The 24,687-nt window shown below is 62.1% G+C and carries 15 protein-coding genes; 8 read left to right on the forward strand and 7 right to left on the reverse strand.

Annotated elements, in window-relative coordinates; all coding sequences use genetic code 11:
• Positions 1–297 precede the first annotated feature (297 nt).
• The 6 genes from asd (at position 298) to glgP (ending at position 11,457) form a co-directional block, all read left to right on the forward strand.
• On the forward strand, positions 298–1,401 hold the full coding sequence (asd, locus tag ADK28_RS26230) for an aspartate-semialdehyde dehydrogenase (RefSeq protein WP_016930397.1): 1,104 nt from the start codon (positions 298–300) through the stop codon (positions 1,399–1,401).
• A gap of 443 nt (positions 1,402–1,844) precedes the next feature.
• The gene (gene glgB / locus ADK28_RS26235; protein ID WP_033639198.1) at positions 1,845–4,031 is read left to right on the forward strand and encodes a 1,4-alpha-glucan branching enzyme; all 2,187 of its coding nucleotides are present in this window, start codon (positions 1,845–1,847) and stop codon (positions 4,029–4,031) included.
• Entirely contained in the window at positions 4,028–6,010 is a 1,983-nt protein-coding gene (gene glgX, locus ADK28_RS26240) for a glycogen debranching protein GlgX (protein WP_048797082.1), read from the forward strand. The genes glgB and glgX overlap by 4 nt, the downstream gene beginning before the upstream one ends.
• Before the next feature lie 15 nt (positions 6,011–6,025).
• Positions 6,026–7,303 (forward strand): glucose-1-phosphate adenylyltransferase, encoded by a 1,278-nt coding sequence (gene glgC / locus ADK28_RS26245; RefSeq protein ID WP_016930394.1) that lies wholly within the window; start codon positions 6,026–6,028, stop codon positions 7,301–7,303.
• 134 nt (positions 7,304–7,437) lie between these two features.
• Positions 7,438–8,868: a glycogen synthase GlgA gene (glgA, locus tag ADK28_RS26250; protein ID WP_004930807.1), complete on the forward strand. Its 1,431-nt coding sequence runs from the start codon at positions 7,438–7,440 to the stop codon at positions 8,866–8,868.
• A 141-nt stretch (positions 8,869–9,009) separates the two neighbouring features.
• The gene (gene glgP / locus ADK28_RS26255) at positions 9,010–11,457 is read left to right on the forward strand and encodes a glycogen phosphorylase (protein WP_004930804.1); all 2,448 of its coding nucleotides are present in this window, start codon (positions 9,010–9,012) and stop codon (positions 11,455–11,457) included.
• A 59-nt stretch (positions 11,458–11,516) separates the two neighbouring features.
• Here the strand turns inward: glgP and glpD are convergent, their stop codons facing one another.
• From glpD to malT, 5 genes are all read right to left on the reverse strand, one after another.
• Positions 11,517–13,025: a glycerol-3-phosphate dehydrogenase gene (gene glpD, locus ADK28_RS26260; protein ID WP_004930801.1), complete on the reverse strand. Its 1,509-nt coding sequence runs from the start codon at positions 13,023–13,025 to the stop codon at positions 11,517–11,519.
• Positions 13,026–13,272: 247 nt separating this feature from the next.
• On the reverse strand, positions 13,273–14,031 hold the full coding sequence (locus ADK28_RS26265) for a DeoR/GlpR family transcriptional regulator (RefSeq protein WP_004930797.1): 759 nt from the start codon (positions 14,029–14,031) through the stop codon (positions 13,273–13,275).
• A 50-nt stretch (positions 14,032–14,081) separates the two neighbouring features.
• Complete coding sequence (gene glpG / locus ADK28_RS26270; RefSeq protein ID WP_016930391.1) at positions 14,082–14,918, reverse strand: rhomboid family intramembrane serine protease GlpG; 837 nt, start codon at positions 14,916–14,918, stop codon at positions 14,082–14,084.
• Between the two features lie 171 nt (positions 14,919–15,089).
• Positions 15,090–15,416 (reverse strand): thiosulfate sulfurtransferase GlpE, encoded by a 327-nt coding sequence (glpE, locus tag ADK28_RS26275; protein ID WP_004930790.1) that lies wholly within the window; start codon positions 15,414–15,416, stop codon positions 15,090–15,092.
• 82 nt (positions 15,417–15,498) lie between these two features.
• Positions 15,499–18,213 carry an HTH-type transcriptional regulator MalT gene (gene malT / locus ADK28_RS26280; RefSeq protein ID WP_033639202.1) on the reverse strand — a complete coding sequence of 905 codons (2,715 nt, stop codon included), beginning with the start codon at positions 18,211–18,213 and terminating at the stop codon, positions 15,499–15,501.
• A 460-nt stretch (positions 18,214–18,673) separates the two neighbouring features.
• Here malT and malP point away from each other — a divergent pair, with 460 nt between their 5' ends.
• Both malP and malQ read left to right on the forward strand, forming a co-directional pair.
• Complete coding sequence (malP, locus tag ADK28_RS26285) at positions 18,674–21,079, forward strand: maltodextrin phosphorylase (protein ID WP_033639203.1); 2,406 nt, start codon at positions 18,674–18,676, stop codon at positions 21,077–21,079.
• Positions 21,080–21,088: 9 nt separating this feature from the next.
• Positions 21,089–23,179, forward strand: a complete 2,091-nt coding sequence (malQ, locus tag ADK28_RS26290; RefSeq protein ID WP_048797083.1) for a 4-alpha-glucanotransferase — start codon at positions 21,089–21,091, stop codon at positions 23,177–23,179.
• Between the two features lie 184 nt (positions 23,180–23,363).
• Here the strand turns inward: malQ and nfuA are convergent, their stop codons facing one another.
• Together nfuA and gntX are read right to left on the reverse strand one after the other, a co-directional pair.
• The gene (nfuA, locus tag ADK28_RS26295; RefSeq protein ID WP_004930777.1) at positions 23,364–23,939 is read right to left on the reverse strand and encodes a Fe-S biogenesis protein NfuA; all 576 of its coding nucleotides are present in this window, start codon (positions 23,937–23,939) and stop codon (positions 23,364–23,366) included.
• Positions 23,940–23,997: 58 nt separating this feature from the next.
• A complete protein-coding gene (gene gntX, locus ADK28_RS26300; RefSeq protein ID WP_048797084.1) occupies positions 23,998–24,681 on the reverse strand; it encodes a DNA utilization protein GntX in 684 nt (227 codons plus the stop codon).
• Positions 24,682–24,687: the final 6 nt, after the last annotated feature.

Raw genomic sequence — 24,687 nt, forward strand, 5'->3', positions numbered from 1 at the left:
TCCCCAGGAGCTTACTCAAGTAAGTGACTGGGGTATGACAAATCTGCCGGGAGCAGATTTGAACGCTGCTCGCAGCGGCCCCTTGGGGCGTGGCCCACGGATGGGCCACGTAACTACGTGCAGGTAACAACGCTGCAGTTTGAAAGACGACGGGTATATAAGAAGGATTGCTGAGAAATCCTCAGCCATCGAATAAATTCACTTTGCGCCCGCGCCGACATTTTGTAAGGTGAGGAGATATTGCACACAACTCGTTATCACCTACATAAGCCCTTATCCGGGCGGGACACAGATATTATGAAAAACGTTGGTTTCATCGGTTGGCGCGGAATGGTCGGCTCGGTTCTCATGCAACGCATGACGGAAGAGCGCGATTTCGACGCCATTCGCCCGGTCTTTTTCTCCACCTCGCAGCACGGTTCCGCCGCGCCGGCCTTCGGCGGCCAGCAGGGCACGCTGCAGGATGCGTATGACATCGACGCGCTGAGCGCGCTCGATATCATTATTACCTGTCAGGGCGGCGATTATACCAACGAAGTTTATCCTAAGCTGCGCGCCAGCGGTTGGCAGGGTTACTGGATCGACGCGGCCTCGTCGCTGCGCATGCAGGACGACGCCATCATCATCCTGGATCCGGTCAACCACGCGGTGATTCAGCAGGGCCTGGACAAAGGCATCAAAACCTTCGTCGGCGGCAACTGCACCGTCAGCCTGATGCTGATGTCGCTCGGCGGCCTGTTCGCCAACGATCTGGTGGAGTGGGCGTCGGTCGCCACCTACCAGGCGGCCTCCGGCGGCGGCGCGCGCCACATGCGCGAACTGCTGACCCAAATGGGCATGCTGCATGCCGACGTGGCGAAAGAGCTGCAGGATCCGGCTTCCGCCATCCTGGATATCGAGCGCAAGGTGACCGAAGCCACGCGCAGCGGCAAACTGCCGACCGATAACTTCGGCGTCCCGCTGGCCGGCAGCCTGATCCCGTGGATCGACAAGCAGCTCGACAACGGCCAGAGCCGTGAAGAGTGGAAGGGTCAGGCGGAAACCAACAAGATTCTGAATACCGGCAGCGTGATCCCGGTCGACGGTCTGTGCGTGCGCGTCGGCGCGCTGCGCTGCCACAGCCAGGCGTTCACCCTGAAGCTGAAAAAAGACGTGTCGCTGCCGGAAATCGAGCAGATGCTGGCGACGCACAACGACTGGGTGCGCGTGATCCCGAACGACCGCGAACTGACCATGCGCGAACTGACGCCGGCGGCGGTGACCGGCACGCTGAATACGCCGGTCGGCCGTCTGCGCAAGCTGAATATGGGGCCGGAGTATCTATCGGCGTTCACCGTGGGCGACCAGCTGCTGTGGGGCGCGGCCGAGCCGCTGCGCCGCATGCTGCGCATCCTGCTGTAAACCCGCACTTCCAGGGGGCTGGCTGCTTTCAGCCCCCTAATGCCTTATTTTCCGCTTTTTTGTTCGCCGCGCACCGCGTCGGGCAACGTCATCGCAAGCCTCGTTTCAATGGGCGGGATCCCGCCTATCTCCTCGTCAGTCATTGCATGCAAACGCCGCCAGGCTGGCAGTTTTCTTAATGAAGAATTTTCCTCACCAATGCCGAGCAGTTTTTAACAGACATTGGCTATGCTTAACGCATGGGTGAACACTTTTTCACCATGACTGAAATATTTCAAAAAATAAGCATAAAGAGCGAAATTCAGGTCGGCAGAGTAAAGATTGGTCAATAACCGACCGCAATCACGCTTTAGAGTCCGAATGCATTGCATGATGACCAAAACGGCCAAGGAATAACCAACAAGCCGTGCTTAGATCATGCTGTTAATCTAAGGAAGAAGACTATGCCTGTACTTCCCGATCGTGACGTGATTGATCAGATCATCTCCGGCCATTACGCCGACCCCTTTGCTCTGCTTGGCATGCATGCGACCGATAACGGTCTGCAGGTGCGCGCGCTGCTGCCGGACGCCGGCGCAGTCTGGCTGGTAGAACAGCAAACCGGCCGGCGGCTGGTGCAGCTGAACTGCGACGATCCGCGCGGTTTCTTCAGCGCCGTGGTGCCGCGGCGAAAAAATCCTTTCCGCTATCAGCTGCAGGTCAGCTGGCGCGATCACCAACAGACTGTCGACGATCCCTACCGGTTTGGCCCGCTGCTGCAGGATATCGACAGTTGGCTATTGGCCGAGGGCACGCATTTGCGTCCCTATGAACGGCTGGGCGCCCACCTTGTTACGCTGGATGGCATCGACGGCGTCAGTTTTGCGGTCTGGGCGCCCAACGCCCAGCGCGTCTCGGTGGTGGGGGAGTTCAACTTCTGGGACGGCCGCCGCCATCCGATGCGTCTGCGGCGTGAAAACGGCATCTGGGAGCTGTTCCTGCCCGGCGTGCGGGCCGGCCAGCTGTACAAATATGAAATCGTCGATTGCTACGGCAATACCCAGCTGAAAGCCGATCCTTACGCCTTTGAGGCGCAGATGCGCCCGGACACCGCCTCGCTGGTGGCGCCGCTGCCGGAGGTGGTGCCGTCGACGCCGGCGCGCCGCCGCGCCAACGATTTTGACCAGCCGATCGCCATCTACGAGGTGCATCTCGGCTCATGGCGCCGCCACACTGACAACCACTTCTGGCTCAGCTACGGCGAGCTGGCGGTGCAGCTGATCGACTATGTGAAGGACATGGGATTCACCCATATCGAGCTGCTGCCGATCAACGAGCACCCGTTCGACGGCAGCTGGGGCTATCAGCCGCTGGGGCTGTATGCGCCGACCCGGCGCTTCGGCACGCCGGCCGACTTCAGGGCGTTTGTGGCGGCGGCGCATGAGGCGGGCATCAACGTGATCCTCGACTGGGTGCCGGGGCACTTCCCGAGCGACGCCTACGGCCTGGCGAATTTCGACGGCACTGCGCTGTACGAGTACGCCGATCCGCGCGAGGGCTACCATCAGGACTGGAATACGCTGATCTACAACTACGGTCGCCACGAGGTGCGCAACTACCTGGCGGGCAACGCGCTGTATTGGCTGGAGCGTTTCGGCATCGACGCGCTGCGGGTCGATGCGGTGGCGTCGATGATCTATCGCGATTACAGCCGCGCCGACGGCGAGTGGGTGCCGAATTACTATGGCGGCAACGAGAACCTGGAGGCCATCGCCTTCCTGCGTTATACCAACCAGACTATCGGCCAGGCGCAGCCGGGCGCGGTGACGCTGGCGGAGGAGTCCACCGACTATCCCGGCGTCACCCTGCCGCCGGACGCCAACGGCCTGGGGTTCCACTACAAATGGAACCTCGGCTGGATGCACGACACGCTCAATTACATGAAGTGCGATCCGGTGCACCGCAAGTATCACCACAACCAGATGACCTTCGGCATGCTGTACGCCTATACCGAGAACTTCGTGTTGCCTATCTCGCACGATGAAGTGGTGCACGGCAAAAAATCGATCCTTGACCGTATGCCGGGCGATGCCTGGCAAAAGTTCGCCAACCTGCGCGCCTATTACGGCTTTATGTGGGCGCATCCGGGCAAAAAGCTGCTGTTTATGGGCTGCGAGTTCGCGCAAGGGCGCGAGTGGAATTTCGATACCAGCCTTGACTGGCATTTACTGGAAGGGCTGGATAACTGGCATAACGGCGTGCAGCGGCTGGTGCGCGATCTGAACCACTGCTACCGCCAGCAGGCGCCGCTGTACGAGCGCGACTACCGCCCGGACGGCTTCGAATGGCTGGTGGTCGACGATCACGACAACTCGGTGTTCGCCTTCGCGCGCTACGATTCGCAGGGCAATGAGTTGATCGCCATCAGCAACTTTACCCCGGTGCCGCGCTACCGCTACCGCATCGGCCTCTCGCGCGCCGGTGACTACCGCGAGATCCTCAATACCGATTCGCACCACTATCACGGCAGCAACGCCGGCAATCAGGGGCGGGTTTCTTCCGAAGCGGTCGGCAGCCACGGCCGCGACTTCTCCATCTGCGTAACGTTGCCGCCGCTGGCGACCATTTATCTGCTGCGGGAGGCGCCATGACGGAGCTGACAGCCGGCCTCGCCGCGCCGCTGGGCGCGCAGTACGACGGCGAAGGCATCAACTTTACCCTGTACTCGGCGCACGCCGAGCGGGTGGAGTTGTGCCTGTTCGACGGCCAGCAGCGCGAAGTGCGCCTGCCGCTGCCGGCGCGCAGCGGCGATATCTGGCATGGCTATTTGCCGGGCGGCAAGCCGGGACAACGTTACGGTTACCGGGTCTATGGCCCGTTTGATCCGGCGAACGGGCAGCGCTTCAACCCCAACAAACTGGCGCTCGATCCGGCCGCGCGCGCGGTGGAAGGGCCGGTGGCGGACCACCCGCACCTGCACGGCGGTTACGAGCAGCCGGACCCGCACGACAGCGCGGAGCTGATGCCGAAATGCGTGGTGGTGGACGAACGGTACGACTGGCAGGACGATCGCCCGCCCGCCACGCCCTGGGGGCAGACGGTGATTTACGAAGCCCACGTGCGCGGCCTGACGCTGCTGCACCCGCAGATACCGCCGGCGCTGCGCGGCAGCTTCGCCGCATTGGGGCACCCGGCGATGATCGCCCACTTCAAACGCCTCGGCATCACCGCGCTGGAACTGCTGCCGGTGCAGCAACATACCTCCGAACCGCGCCTGCAGCGGCTGGGGCTGATCAACTATTGGGGCTATAACGTGCTGGCGCCTTATGCGCCGGACAACCGCTACGCCAGCCTGAGCACCGATGCCACGCCGCTCAACGAATTCCGCGATGCGGTCAAGGCGCTGCACCAAGCCGGCATCGAAGTGATCCTCGATGTGGTGTTTAACCACAGCGCCGAGCTGGACAGGGACGGGCCGATGCTGTCGCTGAGCGGCATCGATAACCTGAGCTACTACTGGCTGACGCCCGAAGGGGACTATGTCAACGATACCGGCTGCGGCAACACGCTGCGGTTGGATCAGCCGCAGGGCGTGGCCTGGGTGATGGATTGCCTGCGTTTTTGGGTGCGGGAGTGCCACGTCGACGGCTTCCGTTTCGATCTGGGCAGCGTGCTCGGCCGCACGCCGGGGTTCGATCGCGATGCGCCGCTGTTCCAGGCGATGCTGGCGGACGATCTGCTGTCGCGCTGCAAGCTGATCGCCGAACCCTGGGACATTGGCCCCGGCGGTTATCAGGTGGGGGCGTTCCCCGGCCGCTTCGCCGAATGGAACGACCATTACCGCGACGACATGCGCCGTTTCTGGCTGCAGAGCGGCGTGTCGCTCGGCCAGTTCGCCCGGCGTTTTGCCGCCTCGAGCGATCTGTACAACCAGCGCGGGCGGGCGCCTTACGCCACCGTCAACATGCTGACCGCCCATGACGGGTTTACCCTACAGGACGTGGTCAGCTTCAACGAGAAACACAATCAGCCGAACGGCGAGGGCAACCGCGACGGCAGCGATCGCAATTTCAGCAACAACCACGGCGTCGAAGGCCTGGTCGCCGACGACGCCATTGTGCAACGCCGCAGGGCCAGCCAGCGGGCGATGCTCGCCACGCTGTTGCTGTCCCAGGGCACGCCGATGCTGCTGGCCGGCGATGAACAGGGACACAGCCAGCAGGGGAACAACAATGCCTATTGTCAGGACAACGCCACCACCTGGCTCGACTGGGCCACGGCGGACGATGCGCTGACCGATTACGTCGCGGCGCTGATCGCGCTGCGCCGCCAGATCCCCGCGCTGCAGCAGGACCGCTGGTGGCAGCAGGACGACGGCAGCGTGCAGTGGCTGAACGCGCAAGGCCAGCCGCTCGACGCGCAGCAGTGGGAGCGGGGCGAGCGGCTCATGCAGATCCTGCTGTCGCAGCGCTGGCTGCTGCTGGTCAACGCCACGCCGCAAACGACGGAGATGAGATTGCCGGAAGGCGATTGGCAGGTTGTCGCCCCGTTCACTCAGGAAGACTCACGGGCGGTATTGCCCGCCTGGCACCAGGCCGCGCGCTCGCTTTGCGTACTGGTACGGAAATAATAAAAGGAGTCCGCTATGGTTAGGTTTGAAAATAAAGACCCCCTGATGTTGGCGCGCCAGTTGCCGATTAAATCCGTAGCGCTGATCCTGGCCGGCGGCCGCGGCTCACGTTTGAAAGATTTGACCTCCACCCGCGCCAAGCCCGCCGTCCACTTTGGCGGCAAATTCCGCATCATCGATTTCGCCTTGTCGAACTGCCTGAACTCCGGCATCCGCCGCATCGGCGTGATCACCCAATACCAGTCGCACACGCTGGTGCAGCACATTCAACGCGGCTGGTCATTCCTCAACGAGGAAATGAACGAGTTCGTCGATCTGCTGCCGGCCCAGCAGCGCCTCAGCACCGAGCATTGGTACAAGGGCACCGCCGACGCGGTGTACCAGAACCTGGATATCATCCGCCGCTACGAGGCTGAATACGTGGTGATCCTGGCGGGCGATCACATCTACAAGATGGATTATTCACGCATGCTGATCGATCACGTCGAGAAGGGCGCTCAGTGCACCGTGGCCTGCCTGCCGGTGCCGCGCAGCGAAGCCGGCGAATTCGGCGTGATGAAGGTGGATGAAAGCGACCGCATCATCGAGTTTCTGGAAAAGCCCGCCGATCCGCCGGCGATGCCGGGCAACCCGGATATGTCGCTGGCCAGCATGGGCATCTATATTTTTAATGCCGCCTACCTGTTCCAGCTGCTGCAAGAGGATATGTCGACCCCCGGCTCCAGCCACGATTTCGGCAAGGATCTGATCCCGAAAATCACCGCGCAGCAGGCGGCGTGGGCGCATCCGTTTACCTTGTCCTGCGTGACGTCCAATCCCGATCTGCCGCCGTACTGGCGCGATGTGGGCACGTTGGACGCCTATTGGCGCGCCAATCTCGATCTGGCGTCGGTGACACCGGAGCTGGACATGTACGACCGCGCCTGGCCGATCCGCACCCACATGGAACCGCTGCCGCCGGCCAAGTTCGTGCAGGATCGCTCCGGTAGCCATGGCATGACCATGAACTCGCTGGTGTCCGGCGGTTGCATCGTGTCCGGGTCGGTGGTGGTGCATTCGGTGCTGTTCCCGCGCGTGCGAGTGAACTCGTTCTGCACCATCGACTCTACCGTATTGTTGCCGGACGTGAACGTCGGCCGTTCCTGCCGCCTGCGGCGCTGCATCATCGACCGCGCCTGCCATATTCCGGAGGGCATGGTGATCGGGGAAAACGCCGATGAGGACAGCAAGCGTTTCTATCGCTCGGAAGGCGGCATCGTGCTGGTGACGCGCGAAATGTTGTCAAAATTGTGAGTTAACGTGGGGGCAGAACGATAGCCTGCCGCCCGATGAACGGTTCGATGGCTTGCGCAACGCGGCACACATAACAGCGGCAAGCCTGCTTTATTTCTTATCCAGAGGCCTTCGGCCGACTTTCAGGAGTGATAATGCAGGTCTTACACGTATGTTCTGAAATGTTCCCCCTGCTGAAAACGGGCGGACTCGCAGACGTGGTTGGCGCGCTGCCGGCGGCGCAAATCGCCGAAGGCGCCGATGTTCGGGTGCTATTGCCCGCTTTCCCTGACGTACGCAACGGCATACCCGACACCGTGCTGGTGGCGGAAATCGACTCGTTCGCCGGCCGGGTTGGCCTGCGTTACGGCACCTACCATGGCGTGGGCATCTATCTCATCGATGCGCCCTGGCTGTATGACCGGCCGGGCAGCCCGTACCACGATCAGTCCATGTACGCCTACCCCGACAACCACCGCCGCTTTGCGCTGCTGGGCTGGATGGCCTGCGAGCTGGCCAAGGGGCTGGATCGCTACTGGCGGCCGCAGTTGGTGCATGCCCACGACTGGCACGCCGGTCTTAGCTGCGCCTATCTGGCCGCCAACGGCCACCCGGCGCGTTCGGTGTTCACGGTGCATAACCTGGCCTATCAAGGGCTGTTTTCCGCCCATCACGTGACCGAACTGTGGCTGCCGGCGTCGTTTTACAACGTCTATGGCCTGGAGTTCTACGGCCAGATGTCGTTCCTCAAGGCCGGGCTGTTTTATGCCGACCACGTGACCGCCGTCAGCCCGACCTATGCGCGCGAGATCACCCGGCCGGAGTTCGGCTACGGCATGGAGGGGCTGCTGCAGGAGCGGCAGCGGCAGGGCAGGCTGAGCGGCATCCTCAACGGGGTGGACGACAAGATTTGGGATCCGGCCCACGACCCGCGGCTGAGCGCCCGCTATGACGCCGACGATCTGAAAAGCAAGGTCAAAAACAAGCTGCATCTGCAAAAGGCCATGGGGCTGAAGGTGGACGAATCGCTGCCGGTGTTCGCGGTGGTGAGCCGATTGACCAGCCAAAAAGGCCTGGATCTGGTGCTGCAGGCATTGCCTGAACTGCTGGCGCAAGGCGGGCAGCTGGCGCTGCTGGGCGCCGGCGATGCGGTGCTGCAACAGGCGTTTCTGGCCGCCGCCGCCGACTACCCTGAACAGGTCGGCGTGCAGATCGGTTATCACGAATCCTTCTCCCACCGCATCATCGGCGGCGCCGACGTTATTCTGGTGCCGAGCCGCTTCGAGCCCTGCGGTCTGACGCAGCTCTACGGTCTGAAGTACGGCACGCTGCCGCTGGTGCGCCGCACCGGCGGGCTGGCGGACACGGTGGTGGACTGCGCGCTGGAGAACCTGGCCGACGGCACCGCCAGCGGATTCGTGTTCGACGATTGCGACGCCGTCGCGCTGGGCAACGCCATCCGCCGCGCCATGGTGCTGTGGAGCCGGCCGAAACACTGGCGCCACGTTCAGCGCCACGCCATGAGCGTGGACTTCGGCTGGCCGGTGGCGGCGAAAGAGTATTTATCGCTTTATCAACGCTTGTAGCCCGCGTTTCGCGTCTCGGGTTGACGCGCGGCGGGCAGCCGTAAGGGTAGATTGTCGGGGCGCGGCGTGCCGCGTCCATGTTCAGCGGAGCCCGCTATTCCGCGGCGAATGGCGGGGCTCCCCACAAGGGATTAAAAAGCCATGACTTCACCGTTTAGTTACACCTCACCTACGGTCAGTGTGGAAGCGCTGAAACACTCCATCGCCTATAAGCTGATGTTTATCGTTGGCAAGGATCCGGCGATTGCCAACCGGCACGATTGGCTGAACGCCGTGCTGTTCGCGGTGCGCGATCGCATGGTGGAGCGCTGGCTGCGTTCCAACCGCGCCCAGCTGTCTCAAGACGTGCGGCAGGTGTATTACCTGTCGATGGAGTTCCTGATCGGCCGCACCCTGTCAAACGCGCTGCTGTCGATGGGCATCTATCAGGACATCGACAACGCGCTGAACGAGATGGGGCTGAACCTGGCGGAGCTGCTGGAGGAAGAAAACGACCCCGGGCTCGGTAACGGCGGCCTGGGCCGGCTGGCGGCCTGTTTCCTCGACTCGCTGGCGACGCTGGCGCTGCCGGGGCGCGGCTACGGCATTCGCTATGAATACGGCATGTTCAAGCAGAACATCGTCAACGGCCAACAGATGGAGTCGCCGGACTACTGGCTGGAGTACGGCAATCCATGGGAGTTTCCGCGCCATAACACCCGCTACAAGGTGCGCTTCGGCGGCCGCGTGCAGCAGGAGGGGGCCAAGGCGCGCTGGCTGGAGACCGAAGAGGTCGTGGCCATCGCCTACGATCAGGTGATCCCCGGTTTTGACACCGACGCCACCAACACGCTGCGGTTGTGGGGCGCGCAGGCCAGTAATGAGATCAACCTCGGCAAGTTCAACCAGGGCGATTACTTCGCGGCGGTGGAAGACAAAAACCACTCGGAGAACGTGTCGCGGGTGCTCTATCCGGACGATTCGACCTCCTCCGGACGCGAGCTGCGGCTGCGGCAGGAGTATTTCCTGGTGTCGGCCACGGTGCAGGATATTCTTAACCGCCATTGGCTGATGCACAAAACCTTCGACAACCTGGCGGACAAGATCGCCATTCACCTCAACGACACCCACCCGGTATTGTCGATCCCCGAGCTGATGCACCGGCTGATCGACGAGCACAAATTCAAGTGGCTCGATGCCTGGGAAGTGGTGGAGCAGGTGTTCTCTTACACCAACCACACGCTGATGAGCGAGGCCCTGGAGACCTGGCCGCTGGACATGATAGGCCGCATCTTGCCGCGCCATCTGCAGCTGATTTTCGAAATCAACGATCACTTCCTCAAGATGGTGCAGGAAGTGGCGCCGGACGACAACGACCTGCTGGCGCGGGTCTCGATCATCGACGAAACCAACGGCCGCCGGGTGCGCATGGCGTGGCTGGCGGTGGTGGCCAGCCACAAGGTCAACGGCGTTTCCGCCCTGCATTCCGAACTGATGGTGCAGTCGCTGTTCGCCGACTTCGCCCGGCTGTTCCCGACTCGTTTCTGCAACAAAACCAACGGGGTGACGCCGCGCCGTTGGCTGGCGCTGGCCAACCCGCCGCTGGCGGCGGTGCTGGACGACTGCATCGGCCAAACCTGGCGCACCGATCTCAGCCAACTGAGCGAGATCAAAGCCAACGTCGATTACCCGAGCTTCCTGCAGGCGGTGCAGCGCGCCAAACGGCAGAACAAGGAGCGGTTGGCGCTGTATATCGCCAAAACGCTCAACGTGGTGGTCAACCCGGATGCGTTGTTCGATGTGCAAATCAAGCGTATCCACGAGTACAAACGGCAACTGCTCAACGTGCTGCATGTCATCACGCTGTATAACCGTTTGCTGGCTGACCCTGACATCGAGCGCGTGCCGCGGGTGGTGATCTTCGCCGGCAAGGCGGCCTCTGCCTACTATGCCGCCAAGCAGATCATCCGTCTGATCAACGACGTGGCCAAAGTGATCAACAACGATCCGCGCGTGCATACCCAACTGAAGGTGGTGTTCATTCCGAACTACGGCGTCAGCCTGGCGCAGATCATTATCCCGGCGGCGGATCTGTCGGAACAGATCTCGCTGGCGGGCACCGAGGCCTCGGGCACCAGCAACATGAAGTTCGCGCTGAACGGCGCGCTGACCATCGGCACGCTGGACGGCGCCAACGTCGAGATGCGCGAGCACGTGGGGGAGGAGAATATCTTTATTTTCGGCAATACCGCCGAGCAGGTTGAGGAACTGCGCCGCAACGGTTACAACCCGCGCCAGTACTATGAGCAAGACCCGGAGCTGCATCAGGCGCTGACGCAGATCGCCACCGGGGTGTTCAGCCCGGAAGAGCCGAAACGCTATGGCAATTTGTTCGACTCGCTGGTCAACCTCGGCGATCACTATCAGCTGTTGGCGGATTACCGCAGCTATGTGGACACGCAGGACAAGGTGGACGAGGTGTATCTCAATCAGGACGAGTGGACGCGGCGCGCGGTGCTGAATATCGCCAATATGGGCTACTTCTCATCCGATCGCACCATTCAGGAATATGCGGATGAAATTTGGCACATTAAGCCGGTGAAGCTGTAAAGCGGGAGAGGAAAAAAGCAAAGGGCCGGATAACCGGCCCTTTGTCGTTACGCTGCAGCTCAGGAAGCCAGAGACAGCGCTTTCGTTTTCGCGTGTTCCGCCAGCCAGGCTTTCACTCGCGCCTGCTGCGCCTCGTCCAGCCACATGCCCAGCTTGGTGCGGCGCCAGATGGCGTCGTCCAGCTCTACGACCCACTCTTTCTCGGTCAGGTAACGCAGCTCGGCTTCATACAGACCGTGGCCGAAATCTTCGCCCAGATCGGCGAGGCCGTTGGCGCCGGCCAAGATCAGCTCGCTCTGGCTGCCGTAGGTGCGGGCATAGCGGCGCGCCAGGGCTTCCGGCAGCCAGCCGTGCGCACGGCGCAGTTTGGCCGCGTAGCCATCGCGATCGCCGTCGATGTCACCGCCCGGCAGCGTGGCGTTTTTGGTCCACGCCGGGCCGCAGCCTGGGTAGTAGTGGGCCAGTTTTTCCATCGCATGTTCGGCCAGCTTGCGGTAGGTGGTCAGCTTGCCGCCGAAGACCGACAGCAGCGGCGCTTTGCCCTGCTCATCGTGCACGTCCAGCGTGTAATCGCGGGTGATCGCCTGCGGTGAATCGGATTCGTCGTCGCACAGCGGACGCACGCCGGAGTAAGTCCAGACGATGTCGTCGCGGCCCAGCTGCTTCTTGAAGTGATCGTTGTACACTTTCAGCAGATAAGCGATTTCGTTCTCGTCGATTTTCACGTCTTTCGGATCGCCTTTGTACTCCACGTCGGTGGTGCCGATGATGGAGAACTCGTCATTCCACGGGATCACGAACACGATGCGGTGGTCTTCGTTCTGCAGAATGTAAGACTGCGGCTGATCGTGCACGCGCGGCACCACGATGTGGCTGCCTTTGATCAGGCGGATGCCGTAAGGTGATTTGAGCTTCAGGCCGTCGTCGAAGAAGTTTTTCACCCACGGGCCGGTGGCGTTCACCAGGCCTTTGGCGCGCCAGGTGAAGGTTTTGCCGCTGTCGATATCGACCGCTTCCACCATCCACAGGCCGTTTTCACGCCATGCGCGGGTCACTTTGGTGCGGGTGCGCACTTCGCCGCCGCGTTTTTCCACTTCCTGCGCGTTCAGCACCACCAGGCGAGCATCGTCGACCCAGCAGTCGGAATATTCGAAACCGCGCTTCAATTCAGGCTTCAGCACCGACTCTGGTCCAAAGCGCAAACCCTTACTGCCCGGCAGGCTGGTGCGTTTGCCCAGGTGATCGTACAGGAACAGGCCGATACGGATCATCCAGGCCGGACGCAGGTGCGGCTGGTGCGGCAGGCGGAAACGCATCGGGAACGCGATGTGCGGCGCCAGCTTCAGCAGCACTTCACGTTCGGCCAGCGCTTCGCTCACCAGACGGAATTCGTAGTGTTCCAGGTAGCGCAGGCCACCGTGGATCAGTTTGGAACTGGCGGAAGACGTAGCACAGGCCAAGTCTTGCGCTTCCAGTAGCAGTACCGACAGCCCGCGCCCGGCAGCATCCGCCGCGATGCCGGCACCGTTGATGCCGCCACCGATAACGATCAAGTCTTTGGTTTCCACGTCATCTTCCTCCAGATGTTCGAAATAGCTCTTTCATGTTCGTTTTCGCTCATGATTGTAATCAAAAACCAACAGGCAAGCCAAGAGTTAACCAAACAAAAACATTTAGGCGTGATAGAGGTAACAGTTTGGTGATGATAGTCACACAAGCAGTATGGATATGGCGCGGGCGCGCAAACGGCTGTCGATGAGGGGAGCCTGAAGGTATGAAACGGGGCGGCGGCGCGCCCCGCAGGTTAAGGCCGAATCAGCACAACTCCAGCTGCACGTCGTACTGTTCGATGATTTTCATCACGCTCGGCGGCGGCAGTTGGTCGGTAAACAGGTAGTCGATCAGGTTCATGTTGCCCAGGTTGACCATGGCGTTGCGGCCGAATTTGGAATGGTCGGTGACCAGCATCACGCAGCGGGAATTTTCGATAATCGCGCGTTTGGTGCGCACTTCGTGATAGTCGAATTCGAGCAGCGAGCCGTCCATATCGATGCCGCTGATGCCGAGAATGCCGTAATCGAGACGGAATTGGGAGATGAAGTCCAGGGTGGCCTCGCCCATGATGCCGCCGTCGCGTGTGCGCACTTCGCCGCCGGCCAGGATCAGGCGGAAGTCTTCCTTGGCGGTCAACAGGGTGGCGACGTTAAGGTTGTTGGTGACCACGCGCAGGTTCTTGTGGTTCATCAGTGCATGGGCCACCGCTTCCGGCGTGGTGCCGATATCGATGAACAGCGTGGCGCCGTCCGGGATCTGGCTGGCGACGCGCTGCGCGATGCGGGCCTTCTCTTCCGACCACATCACCTTGCGATCGTTATAGGCAGCGTTGACCGAGCTGGAAGGCAGCGCCGCGCCGCCGTGGTGACGCTGGATCTTGTTCTGGTCGGCCAGGTCATTCAAATCGCGGCGAATCGTTTGCGGGCTGACGTCAAAATGTTCGACCAGCTCTTCCGTGCTGACGTAACCCTGCAGGCGCACCAGCTCGATAATTGCGTCATGACGCTGTGTTTGCTTCACGATAATCCCCTAAAACGCCCGCTATGCCCGCTGGACATAGCTCCCGGCTGTTATTGTTCGTTGTGTGCGCGATGACGCGTATCCCAAAATGCCATCAATAACCCTAACACTAAACCGGCTACGTGTGCCGCGTTGGCGATCGACATTCCTAAAATATCGAAATATCCGGCCACCAGCCACAACACCGAGAACACCATCAGGCCGCGCGGCAGCATCAGGCCGCGCTCCGGCGCCCGTTCGCCCGACAGCCACACATAGCCCATCAGCGCATAGACCACGCCCGACAGCCCGCCAAACAGCGCGCCGCTGAACAGCGATTGCGCCCAGCCGCTGAAGAAGGCCGACACCACCGCCAGCACGAACAGCTTGCCGGCGCCGAGGCGTTTTTCCATCTGGCCGCCGAGATACCACCACCACATCAGGTTAAACAGGATATGCAGCAGGGAGAAATGCAGGAACGCATGGCTGATCCAGCGCCACAGCTGGGTGTATTGGCTGCTGTCCTGCGGCCAGGAGAGCCAGTACATCACGGTATCGTCGCCCAGCGCCTGCATCAGAATATAGACCGCGATGCACAGCACCATCACGCCGAGCGTCAGCGGACCGGCCTTGCTGCGCAGGGTGTGCAGGTAGGATTCGCTCTGATAATGCAGGCCGGCGTCGGTATGGCCGGTCTGCCAACTGGCGGCCTGATAACGGCGGTTGAGCGGATCGGCCAGAAACTGCTGCAGCTCGTGTTGCACCTGCTCGAGGTGACCGTCGTCGGCCAGCCAGATTTCCGCCGCCTCGCCGCTGTTGCGCAGCTCAAGCCGGATGCCCTGGGTCGCCATATAGTCGACAAAGGCCAGCGCCAGGCGCGGGTTGGATATGGCGATTACTCTAACCATTGCTCTTCCGTCGTAAGTGAATGATTTTGGCCGCGGCTTGCTCGCCGGCGACCCTGACGGCCGATTATAACGTCGAAATCCTGAGCGCTGGCAAACGGATCTGCGAAAAACCCGCGAAAACGCGCATAAAAACGAAGGGGAAGCCCGCCGACGCGCGGCGGGCGGCGGGGATCAGGCAGAGGTTTCCACGTCTTGCGGATACTGGCGGGCCCAGGCCTCGAAACCGCCGTCGATGCTGTAGACCGCGTCGAACCCCTGGTGCAGCAGGTACTGCGCCGCGCTGCGGCTGCTGTTGCCGTGGTAGCACATCACCATCACCGGCCGCTCGAAGTCGTTTTGCTGCATAAAGGCCGACAGGGTGGCGTTGGTGAGGTGAAAGGCGCCCGGCGTATGCCCGGCTTCAAAACTTTGCGGATCGCGGATGTCGACCAGGGCGGCGCTGCCCTCTTTCCAGCGGGTGTACGCCTGCTCAACGTTGATCGCTTCGAACTGTTCCATACTGCTGACTGCCTCGTAATAGGGGGACGCCGCTATTGTAACCAACTCTGCGGCGTTTAAGACCAGAGGGATATCAGGGTTTTTACGCGCCGTAGCCCATCATCTTCAGCAGTTGCTGCGCCTGCTGCACCGCCTCCTGGCGATGGGCCACGCCCAGTTTCTGATACAGGTTGCGGATGTGCGTCTTGATGGTGGTGGCCGCCACGTCCAGCTCGCCGGCGATCTGGTCGTTGCTGTAACCGGAATAGATCAGCCCCAGCACCTGCCATTCGCGTTGGGTGAGCGGGCTGGTGCGGATCAGTTCCGGCACCTGCGGGTGGGTCAGCAGCTTATCGACGAAGTTCTCGTCGAAATGCGCGAACTTGTGCCGATGATGCTGGTTGATGTCGCGCAGGATACGCTGGGCGCGATGCTGCTCCAGCTCCGGCAGCGTGTTGAGCTGGATCAGCTGACGCAGCTGTTGCGCCATCGCTTCGCCTTCGATGACAAAGTGGCTGATGAAGCCGGTGCGGTTAGCCAGCGACAGCGCTTCGATCAGCGCCTGCTGCGCTTCGCCCTTGCGCTCCAGCAGCCAGTAGAGCTGGTTGCTGAGCAGCAGGTTGCGGTTGAGATCGCTCACCAGCCGCAGGCGACGAGCGTTTTCGTTCAGTTCATCCAGCACCACGCCGGCCTCTTCATACTGGCCGAGCAGGATTTGCACCCGCGCGATGTTGCGCCATTGGCCCTGCGTGAAGTGGTTGTCCGCCATGCCGGGTTTTTCGGTGTGGCGCAGCCACTGGGCGGCGGCGGCGGTGTCGCCGGTCATCTGCCAGTGGATCACCCGCGACTTGTCGGTGTTGGTCAGCCAGTCGCGATGATAGTGGGCGCCGTGCAGCAGGGTTTCGCAGCGCTGCAGATGGGTATTGGCGTTGTCCAGATCGCCGCGCGCCAGCGAGCATTTGGCCAGCATGGCGATGCACTGCAGCTGCTGCTGCGGTTGGTAGTTGGCCAGAATTTTCAGCCCGGCGCGCGCCGCGTCTTCCGCCTCGTCCAACCGCGACCACGACCACAGGATCTGGGCGCGGATGCGCAGCAGAAATTCGTGCATCGGCAGCTGTTCCAGGTGCTGCTCGCGGATCAGTTCGAACGCCTTATCCTGGGTTTCGTAAGCGGCCTGCAGGAAGCCTTGGGCGATAAGGATTTCGCTCTGCTGCAGCAGCGCCCAGAGCGCGTAATGGTTGGCCTGATGACGACGCGCCATCTGCTCGGTCTGCTGCATCATCGGCAGCGCGCGCGCCAGTTCGCCCTTGCAGTGGTGCACTTCGCCGGTCACCGAGGTGGCGACGATGCGGCTGTAGTAGCTGGACAGCGGCAGGAATTTCAACGCTTCGGTCGCCAGCCGCTCGGCTTCTTCCGGTTTGCCGGCGTTGATCGCCACCTGGGCGCGCAAGGCGTCGAACTCGGCGTGCAGCGTTTGGTCTATCTCGATTTTCTGCTCGCGCATGGTGCGCTCGGCGCGCTCCAGCAGGGTGTTGACCTCACTGTAGCGGTGCTGGCTCTGCGCCAGCCAGGCCTGCAGCAGCGCCAGCTTGGGGTTTTGGATCAGGCGTTCATAGGGCAGCGCGTTGAGGCACTCCTCCAGCAAGGCCAGTTCGCTGTGGTGGAACAGCGACCAGGCGTGTTGCAGCAGGATATCGCGCAGCATGCTGACGTCGCTGGCCGCCAACGCGTGGTGAATGGCCTCCGCCGGATACCCCAGCGCCAGCCAGCCCTCGGCGGCGGCGCGGTGCAGCCCCGGCAGCTCCAGCGCCAGTTCCCACTGGCAACGCTGGCGCAGGAAAGAGGCGAACAGCGGATGGAAGTTGAACCATTCGCCGGTGTCGTCCATGCGGTGGATAAACAGCCCCTGGCGTTCCAGTTCCTCCAGCCGTTGCTGGCCGTTGTCTTCGCCGGTCAGCCGCACGATCAGCGCGTCGTTCATCGAGCGCAGCACCGAACAGCGCAGCAGGAAAGCGCGCGCATCGGCATCGACGTGGTCCAGCACTTCGTCCACCAGATAGTCGGACAGGTGACTGGCGTTCAGCCCCGCCAGCCGTTTGGCCGACAGCTGAGCTGAGGAGGCGGATTGGCGGGCCGACAGCGCGATCAGCTGCAGCGCGGTGGCCCAGCCTTCGACTTCGTCGCACAGGCGGCTGCTGTCCTGCTGTTCCATTGGCGCCGCCAGACGGCAATCGAAGAACTGTTTGGCCTCCTGGTGGGTGAACGCCAACTGTTGCGTGCCCATTTCCAACAGCTGATCGCGCACCCGCAGGTTGGCGATGCCGAGCGGCGGCAAGGTGCGCGAGAGCAGGATCAGCGTCAGGTTTTCCGGCTGATGGCGCAGGAAAAAGCGCATGGCTTCGTGAATGGCGTCGTTGGTGATCAGGTGATAGTCGTCGATCACCAGGTACAGCGGTTGATGCCAGTCGGCCAGCTCGATAAACAGCTGGGCAAACAGCGCCGACAGGCTGGCGTACTGGTGTTTCTGGCTCAGCGCCTCGCTCTTGACGCAGCGGCCGCCGCTGGCCTGCTGCAGCGCGGCGATCAGGTAGCTGGCGAAGCGCTCCGGCTGGTTGTCGCTCTCATCCAGGGAATACCAGCCCAGATCGGCCTTGCCGGCCGCCCATTGAGCGATCAGCGTGGTTTTCCCGTATCCCGCCGGGCAATTGACCAGTGTCAGACGATAGTTGCCCGCGCTGGCCAGTTTGGCCAGCAGGCGATCGCGGATCACGGTATTTTGCAGCCGTACCGGGCGGCTCAGTTTTGATGGGATCAGCATAGTATTCCAGGGTATAAATCGCGGTTCCCGCCGGGATTGGAGTGGCGCTAATTATTTTATGGTTCGTAATTAATAGCTCCCCCTAACTTCTGCCAACCCTAAACGTATTGCAACAAGCTTCCGCATCGGCTTGGAGTTAAGTTGCTATCGATCACACTTTTTTACGTTTGGCGCCGGCGCGCGGCGATGCGGCGGCGGATCGCATTTCCGGCCATGGACAAAACTTCAGCAGCGCGAATACTTGTGCTAACGTCATGGTTAACGTTCTCAGTGCTCGCCGCACGCGTTGGCGGGCTTTTTTGCATCGTTGCAAGGGAGTCAAACAGTGCCTGAGATCACAATTCCAGCTACGCCCCAATCCTCCTCCCCAGCTAATCCCCAGGCGGGATGATGCCGTCAGGCTTTCTCACCGGCACGATAGCGGCAATTTGACCCACTTACTGGATAGAGAGTTTTCCTTATGTCACAGCCTACGCTCAAGAAGGATGCTTTTCTGGCGGCGCTCGCCCGTCAGTGGCAACGGTTCGGCCTCAGTTCCGCACAGCAGATGACGCAACATCAATGGTGGGAAGCCGTCAGTGCGGCGCTGGCCGAGCAGTTGGCCGCGCAGCCGGCGCCGCGCAAAAGCGCCAAACCGCTGCGCCACGTGAACTACATCTCGATGGAGTTTCTGATCGGCCGGCTGACGGCGAACAACCTGATCAACCTGGGCTGGTACGACACCGTCGAGCAGGCGCTGGCCGAGCAGAACGTCAAGCTGGCGGATCTGCTGGAGCAGGAAACCGATCCGGCGCTGGGCAACGGCGGGTTGGGGCGGCTGGCGGCCTGTTTCCTCGACTCGATGGCGACGGTGGAACAACCGGCCACCGGCTATGGGCTGAATTACCAGTACGGGCTGTTCCGCCAGTCGTTCCGCGAAGGGCAACAGCAAGAGGCGCCGGATAACTGGCAGCGCGAGAGCTACCCGTGGTTCCGCCACAACGCCGCGCTGGCGGTGGACGTGGGCATCGGCGGCAAGCTGGAAAAGCAGGCCGACGGCCGCGAACTGTGGCGCCCCGCCTTCACCCTGCGCGGCGAAGCCTGGGATCTGCCGGTGCTGGGGTATCGCAACGGCGTGGCGCAGCCGCTGCGCCTGTGGCAGGCGACCCATCAGCATCCGTTCAACCTGAGCGATTTCAACGACGGCAAATTCCTGCAGGCGGAGAAGCAGGGCGTAGAAGCCGACAAGCTGACCAAGGTGCTCTACCCGAACGATAACCATCAGGCCGGCAAGCGCCTGCGCCTGATGCAGCAGTATTTCCAGTGCGCCTGCTCGGTGGCGGACATTTTGCGCAAGCACCATCAGGCCGGCCGCAAGATTGAAGAGCTGCCGAAGTACGAAGTGATCCAGCTGAACGACACCCACCCGACCATCGCCATTCCGGAAATGCTGCGCATTCTGCTGGACGAACACCAGTTGGAGTGGGAGGCGGCCTGGGCGATCACCAGCAACACCTTCGCCTATACCAACCACACCCTGATGCCGGAAGCGCTGGAATGCTGGGATGAAAAATTGGTGCGCAGCCTGCTGCCGCGCCATTTCTCCATCATCAAACAAATCAACGCCAGGTTTAAAAAATTGGTGGATAAGCATTGGCCGGGCGACGAGGCGGTGTGGGCCAAACTGGCGGTGCACCACAACAAGCAGGTGCGCATGGCCAACCTGTGCGTGGTCAGCGGCTTTGCAGTCAACGGCGTAGCGCAGCTGCACTCGGATCTGGTGGTGAAAGATCTGTTCCCGGAATATCACCAGCTGTGGCCGAACAAATTCCATAACGTCACCAACGGCATCACGCCGCGCCGCTGGCTGAAACAGTGCAACCCGGCGCTGTCGGGCCTGATCGACGAGACGCTGAAGGTGGAGTGGGCGAGCGATCTCGACGCGCTGCGCGGGCTGGAAAAATTCGCCGACGACGCGGCGTTCCGCCAGCGTTATCAGCAGATCAAACGCGACAACAAGGTGGCGCTGGCCCATTACGTGCACGGCGTGATGGGGTTGAAGCTCGACCCGGACGCGATCTTCGACGTGCAGATCAAACGCCTGCACGAGTACAAACGCCAGCACCTGAACCTGCTGCACATCCTGTCGCTGTATCGCCAGCTGCGCGACAACCCCAACCTGGACATCGTGCCGCGCGTCTTCCTGTTCGGCGCCAAGGCGGCGCCGGGCTACTACCTGGCGAAGAACATCATCTACGCCATCAATCAGGCGGCCGAGAAGATCAACAACGATCCGTTGGTGAAAGATCGCCTGAAAGTGGCGTTCATCCCTGACTACCGCGTCTCGGTGGCCGAACTGATGATCCCGGCGGCGGATATCTCCGAACAGATCTCCACCGCCGGCAAAGAGGCCTCCGGCACCGGCAACATGAAGCTGGCGTTGAACGGCGCGCTGACGGTCGGCACGCTGGATGGCGCCAACGTCGAAATCGCCGAGCAGGTGGGCGAAGACAATATCTTTATCTTCGGCAATACCGTGGAGCAGGTGAAGGCGATAGTGGCGAAGGGTTACGATCCGCTCAGCTACCGCAAGAAAGACAAGCACCTGAAGGCGATTCTGGACGAGCTGGCGAGCGGCGCCTTCAGCCACGGCGACAAGCACGCGTTCGACATGATGCTGCACAGCCTGCTGGAAGGCGGCGATCCCTACTTGGTGCTGGCGGACTTTGCCTCGTACTGCCAGGCGCAGCGCCGGGTCGATGAACTGTATCGCGATCGGGACGAGTGGACGCGGCGGGCTATCCTTAACACCGCGCGCGTCGGCATGTTCAGCTCGGATCGCTCGATCCGCGATTATCAGCAGCGCATCTGGCAAGCCAAACGTTAAGGAGAGCGAATGGATCGCAAGCGTATCGATCAGGCGGCAGCGCAGGCGGGGATCGCTGCCGATTTCATCAATGCCCACGGCAAGCGGCAGGCGATTGAACCGGAGACCAAGCGCAAGCTGTTGGCGGCCATGAATCGGGCCGATGCCGCGCAGGACGACGCGGCGTCGCCGTTACCGGCGGTCAAGGTGTTCTATCAGGGCGCGCCGCTGGCGTTGACCCCGGCGGGTGAAGGCGAGTACCTGTGGGCGCTGCAGCGTGAAGACGGCGAATGCCTGCAGGGGCGCGTCGGCGCGCGCAAGACCCTGACGTTGCCCGGCGATCTGCCGGCGGGCTACCATCAATTGACGCTGAGCCAGGGCGTGCGGCAGTGGTCATGCCGCGTGATCGTCGCGCCGAGGCGCTGCTTCGAGCCGGACGCCTTGCTGACCGGCAAAAAACTGTGGGGCGCCTGCGTTCAGCTGTATACGCTGCGTTCCGATCGCAACTGGGGCATCGGCGATTTCGGCGATCTGCGCCTGATGGTGGAGCAGGTGGGGGAACGCGGCGGCGCCTTCGTCGGCCTCAATCCGATCCATGCGCTGTATCCGGCCAACCCGGAGAGCGCCAGCCCCTACAGCCCCTCGTCGCGCCGCTGGCTGAATCTGGCGTATATCGACGTCAACGCGGTGGAGGATTTCCAGCGCAGCGACGCGGCGCAGCGCTGGTGGCAGAAGCCGGCGACGCAGAAGCAGCTGGCCAGGGCGCGCGCCGCGGAGTGGGTGGATTACACCGCCGTGATGCAGCTGAAGCTGGCGGCGCTGAAGCTGGCGTTCCCGCTGTTTCAGGCGCGCCAGCCGAACGACGCGCAGCGTCAGGCGTTCGAGCTGTTTGTGGCTGAGGGCGGCGACAGCCTGTATCAGCAGGCGGCGTTTGATGCGCTGCACGCCCATCTGGCGGCCAAAGACGCCAGCCAGTGGGGCTGGCCGGCCTGGCCCGAACGTTATCGGCAGGGGCAGAGCGAAGCGGTGCGGCAGTTCTGCGCTGAACATCAGGACGCGGTTCGCTTCTACCTGTGGCTGCAATGGCTGGCGGGCACGCAGTTCGCGCAGTGTTTTGACCAGAGTCAACAGCAGCGGATGCCGATTGGCCTGTATCGCGATCTGGCGGTCGGGGTGGCGGAAGGCGGGGCGGAAACCTGGTGTGACCGTGAGCTGTACTGCCTGAAAGCGTCGGTCGGGGCGCCGCCGGATATTCTGGGGCCGCTGGGGCAAAACTGGGGCCTGCCGCCGATGGATCCGCACGTGATGGCGGCGCGCGGGTATCAGCCGTTCATCGATCTTTTGCGCGCCAACATGACCAGCTGCGGCGCGCTGCGCATCGATCACGTCATGGCGCTGTTGCGGCTGTGGTGGATCCCGTATGGCGAAACCGCCGATCGCGGCGCCTACGTCAAATACCCGGTGGACGATCTGCTGGCGGTGCTGGCGCTGGAAAGCCAGCGCCACCGCTGCATGGTGATCGGTGAGGATCTCGGCACGGTGCCGGTGGAAATCGTCGGCAAGCTGCGCGACAGCGGCGTCTATTCCTACAAAGTGCTCTATTTCGAAAGCGACGGCGAACACCATTTCCGCGCGCCGCAGGCCTATCCGGTGCAGGCGATGGCGACCATCACCACCCACGATCTGCCGACGCTGCGCGGCTACTGGCAAAGCGACGACCTGACGCTCGGCAACCGGCTGGGTCTTTACCCGGACGCGGAAATCCTGCGGGCGCTGTTCGCCGATCGGGAACGCGCCAAGCAGGGATTGCTGGACGGATTGCATCGCTATGGCTGCGTGCCGCAGAAGGTGGGCAAGAAGGCGGCGCTGCTCGGTATGAGCCCGCTGCTCAACCGCGGCCTGCAGCGTTATGTCGCCGACAGCGCCAGCGCCTTGCTCGGCCTGCAGCCGGAAGACTGGCTGGATATGGCGGATCCGGTCAACATTCCCGGCACCAGCGATCAGTACCCTAACTGGCGGCGCAAGCTGACCCGGACGCTGGAGGAGATGTTCGCCGACCCGCGGATAAACCGGCTGCTGAAGGATTTGGACAAGCGCCGACGCAAGGTGTCGGTGGGGTGACGATGAGGTGTCGTTGTATTAGGTCAAAGGACGAGAACTTTAGTCCCATCCAAATGACGGATACCCGAATTAATTGGAGTTGCAGCTAGGCGGCAAGTGCGTAAATCCCCAGGAGCTTACTTAAGTAAGTGACTGGGGTGCGCGCATGCGGCCAACAACGCTGCAACTTCAAGTAAGAAGGGTATCAGTAGTAGGAGTGCTCGCCGCGCTGGTGCTCGGTCAGGTCACGCACGCCCTTCAGCTCCGGGAATTTCTGCAGCAGCTCTTTCTCGATGCCTTCTTTCAGCGTGACGTCGACCATCGAACAGCCGTTGCAACCGCCGCCGAACTGCAGAATAGCCATGTTGTCGTCGGTGATCTCCATCAGCGTTACGCGGCCGCCGTGGCCCGCCAGCTGTGGGTTGATCTGCGACTGCAGCACGTACTCCACGCGCTCCATCAGCGGCGCGTCGTCATCGACCTTGCGCATCTTGGCGTTCGGCGCCTTCAGCGTCAGCTGAGAACCCAGCTGGTCGGTCACGAAGTCGATTTCGGCGTCTTCCAGATACGGCGCGCTCAGCTCATCGACATAGGCGGACAGTTTGTCGAACTTCAGTTCGGTATCCGTCGCTTCTACCGCGTCCGGCGGGCAATAAGAGACACCGCATTCGGCCGTCGGCGTGCCCGGGTTGATCACGAATACGCGGATTTGGGTGCCTTCTTCTTGATTTGCCAGCAGTTTGGCAAAGTGTTCCTGTGCAGCATCTGTTATACGGATCATAGCATTAGCTCAATAGTTGACTTCTATAGTCGGTTATAATACGCCCATTGCCGTGGCACTACAACGTGCGGCAAACGCACCATATCTGCACCGAGGCGGCGCCTTGCCGCCGCAGCAGCGTCGCGATCGCCGCGACGGTGCTGCCGGTGGTCACCACGTCATCCACCAAGGCGATATGCCGGCCGGCGACCGGCACGGTACAGGCGAACGCGCGCTGCAGATTGCGTCTGCGGGCAGAGGCGCTCAGCCGCTGTTGCAGGGCGGTTTTGCGCACCCGGCGCAAGGCGGCGGGCTGATAGGCGCAGCCCAGCCAGCGCGCCAGCGGCCGCGCCAGCAGATCGCTCTGGTTATAGCCACGGCGCCAGCAGCGTGATGCATGCAAGGGTACCGCTAAAATCAGGTCGGGTCTGTTCAGATACTGCTCTCTGCGCGCCTGCTGCCACCGCAACAGCATCAGGCGCGCCAGCGTCGGCGCCAGCTCGGGCGCGCGGTGGAACTTGAACCTTTTTACCAGTTGGCTGAGGGGCGCAGCGTAGTCGCCGACGAACACCAGCCGTTGCCAGGGCGGCGGCCGTTGCAGGCAGCGGCCGCAGGGCGTTCGCGCCTTCCCGGCGGGCAATCCGCAGCGCGGGCAACACGGCGGGTGAGCCGGCAGATGGCGCAGGCAGCAACTGCAGATGCCATGACGCATCAGACTCAACGGTTGTCGGCATAGCCAACAGCGGCTGCGGATTGATAGCATAGCGTC

Origin of the sequence: Serratia sp. 506_PEND, assembly GCF_001076875.1 — a bacterium.
In the GTDB taxonomy this organism is placed as follows: Bacteria; Pseudomonadota; Gammaproteobacteria; order Enterobacterales; family Enterobacteriaceae; genus Serratia; species Serratia marcescens.

Excerpts from the sequence above, each read along its gene's own strand:
- asd (WP_016930397.1), top strand. The coding sequence starts at position 298 with ATGAAAAACGTTGGTTTCATCGGTTGGCGCGGAATGGTCGGCTCGGTT.
- glgB (WP_033639198.1), top strand. The coding sequence starts at position 1,845 with ATGCCTGTACTTCCCGATCGTGACGTGATTGATCAGATCATCTCCGGC.
- glgX (WP_048797082.1), top strand. The coding sequence starts at position 4,028 with ATGACGGAGCTGACAGCCGGCCTCGCCGCGCCGCTGGGCGCGCAGTAC.
- glgC (WP_016930394.1), top strand. The coding sequence starts at position 6,026 with ATGGTTAGGTTTGAAAATAAAGACCCCCTGATGTTGGCGCGCCAGTTG.
- glgA (WP_004930807.1), top strand. The coding sequence starts at position 7,438 with ATGCAGGTCTTACACGTATGTTCTGAAATGTTCCCCCTGCTGAAAACG.
- glgP (WP_004930804.1), top strand. The coding sequence starts at position 9,010 with ATGACTTCACCGTTTAGTTACACCTCACCTACGGTCAGTGTGGAAGCG.
- glpG (WP_016930391.1), bottom strand. The coding sequence starts at position 14,918 with ATGGTTAGAGTAATCGCCATATCCAACCCGCGCCTGGCGCTGGCCTTT.
- glpE (WP_004930790.1), bottom strand. The coding sequence starts at position 15,416 with ATGGAACAGTTCGAAGCGATCAACGTTGAGCAGGCGTACACCCGCTGG.
- malT (WP_033639202.1), bottom strand. The coding sequence starts at position 18,213 with ATGCTGATCCCATCAAAACTGAGCCGCCCGGTACGGCTGCAAAATACC.
- malP (WP_033639203.1), top strand. The coding sequence starts at position 18,674 with ATGTCACAGCCTACGCTCAAGAAGGATGCTTTTCTGGCGGCGCTCGCC.
- malQ (WP_048797083.1), top strand. The coding sequence starts at position 21,089 with ATGGATCGCAAGCGTATCGATCAGGCGGCAGCGCAGGCGGGGATCGCT.
- nfuA (WP_004930777.1), bottom strand. The coding sequence starts at position 23,939 with ATGATCCGTATAACAGATGCTGCACAGGAACACTTTGCCAAACTGCTG.
- gntX (WP_048797084.1), bottom strand. The coding sequence starts at position 24,681 with ATGCTATCAATCCGCAGCCGCTGTTGGCTATGCCGACAACCGTTGAGT.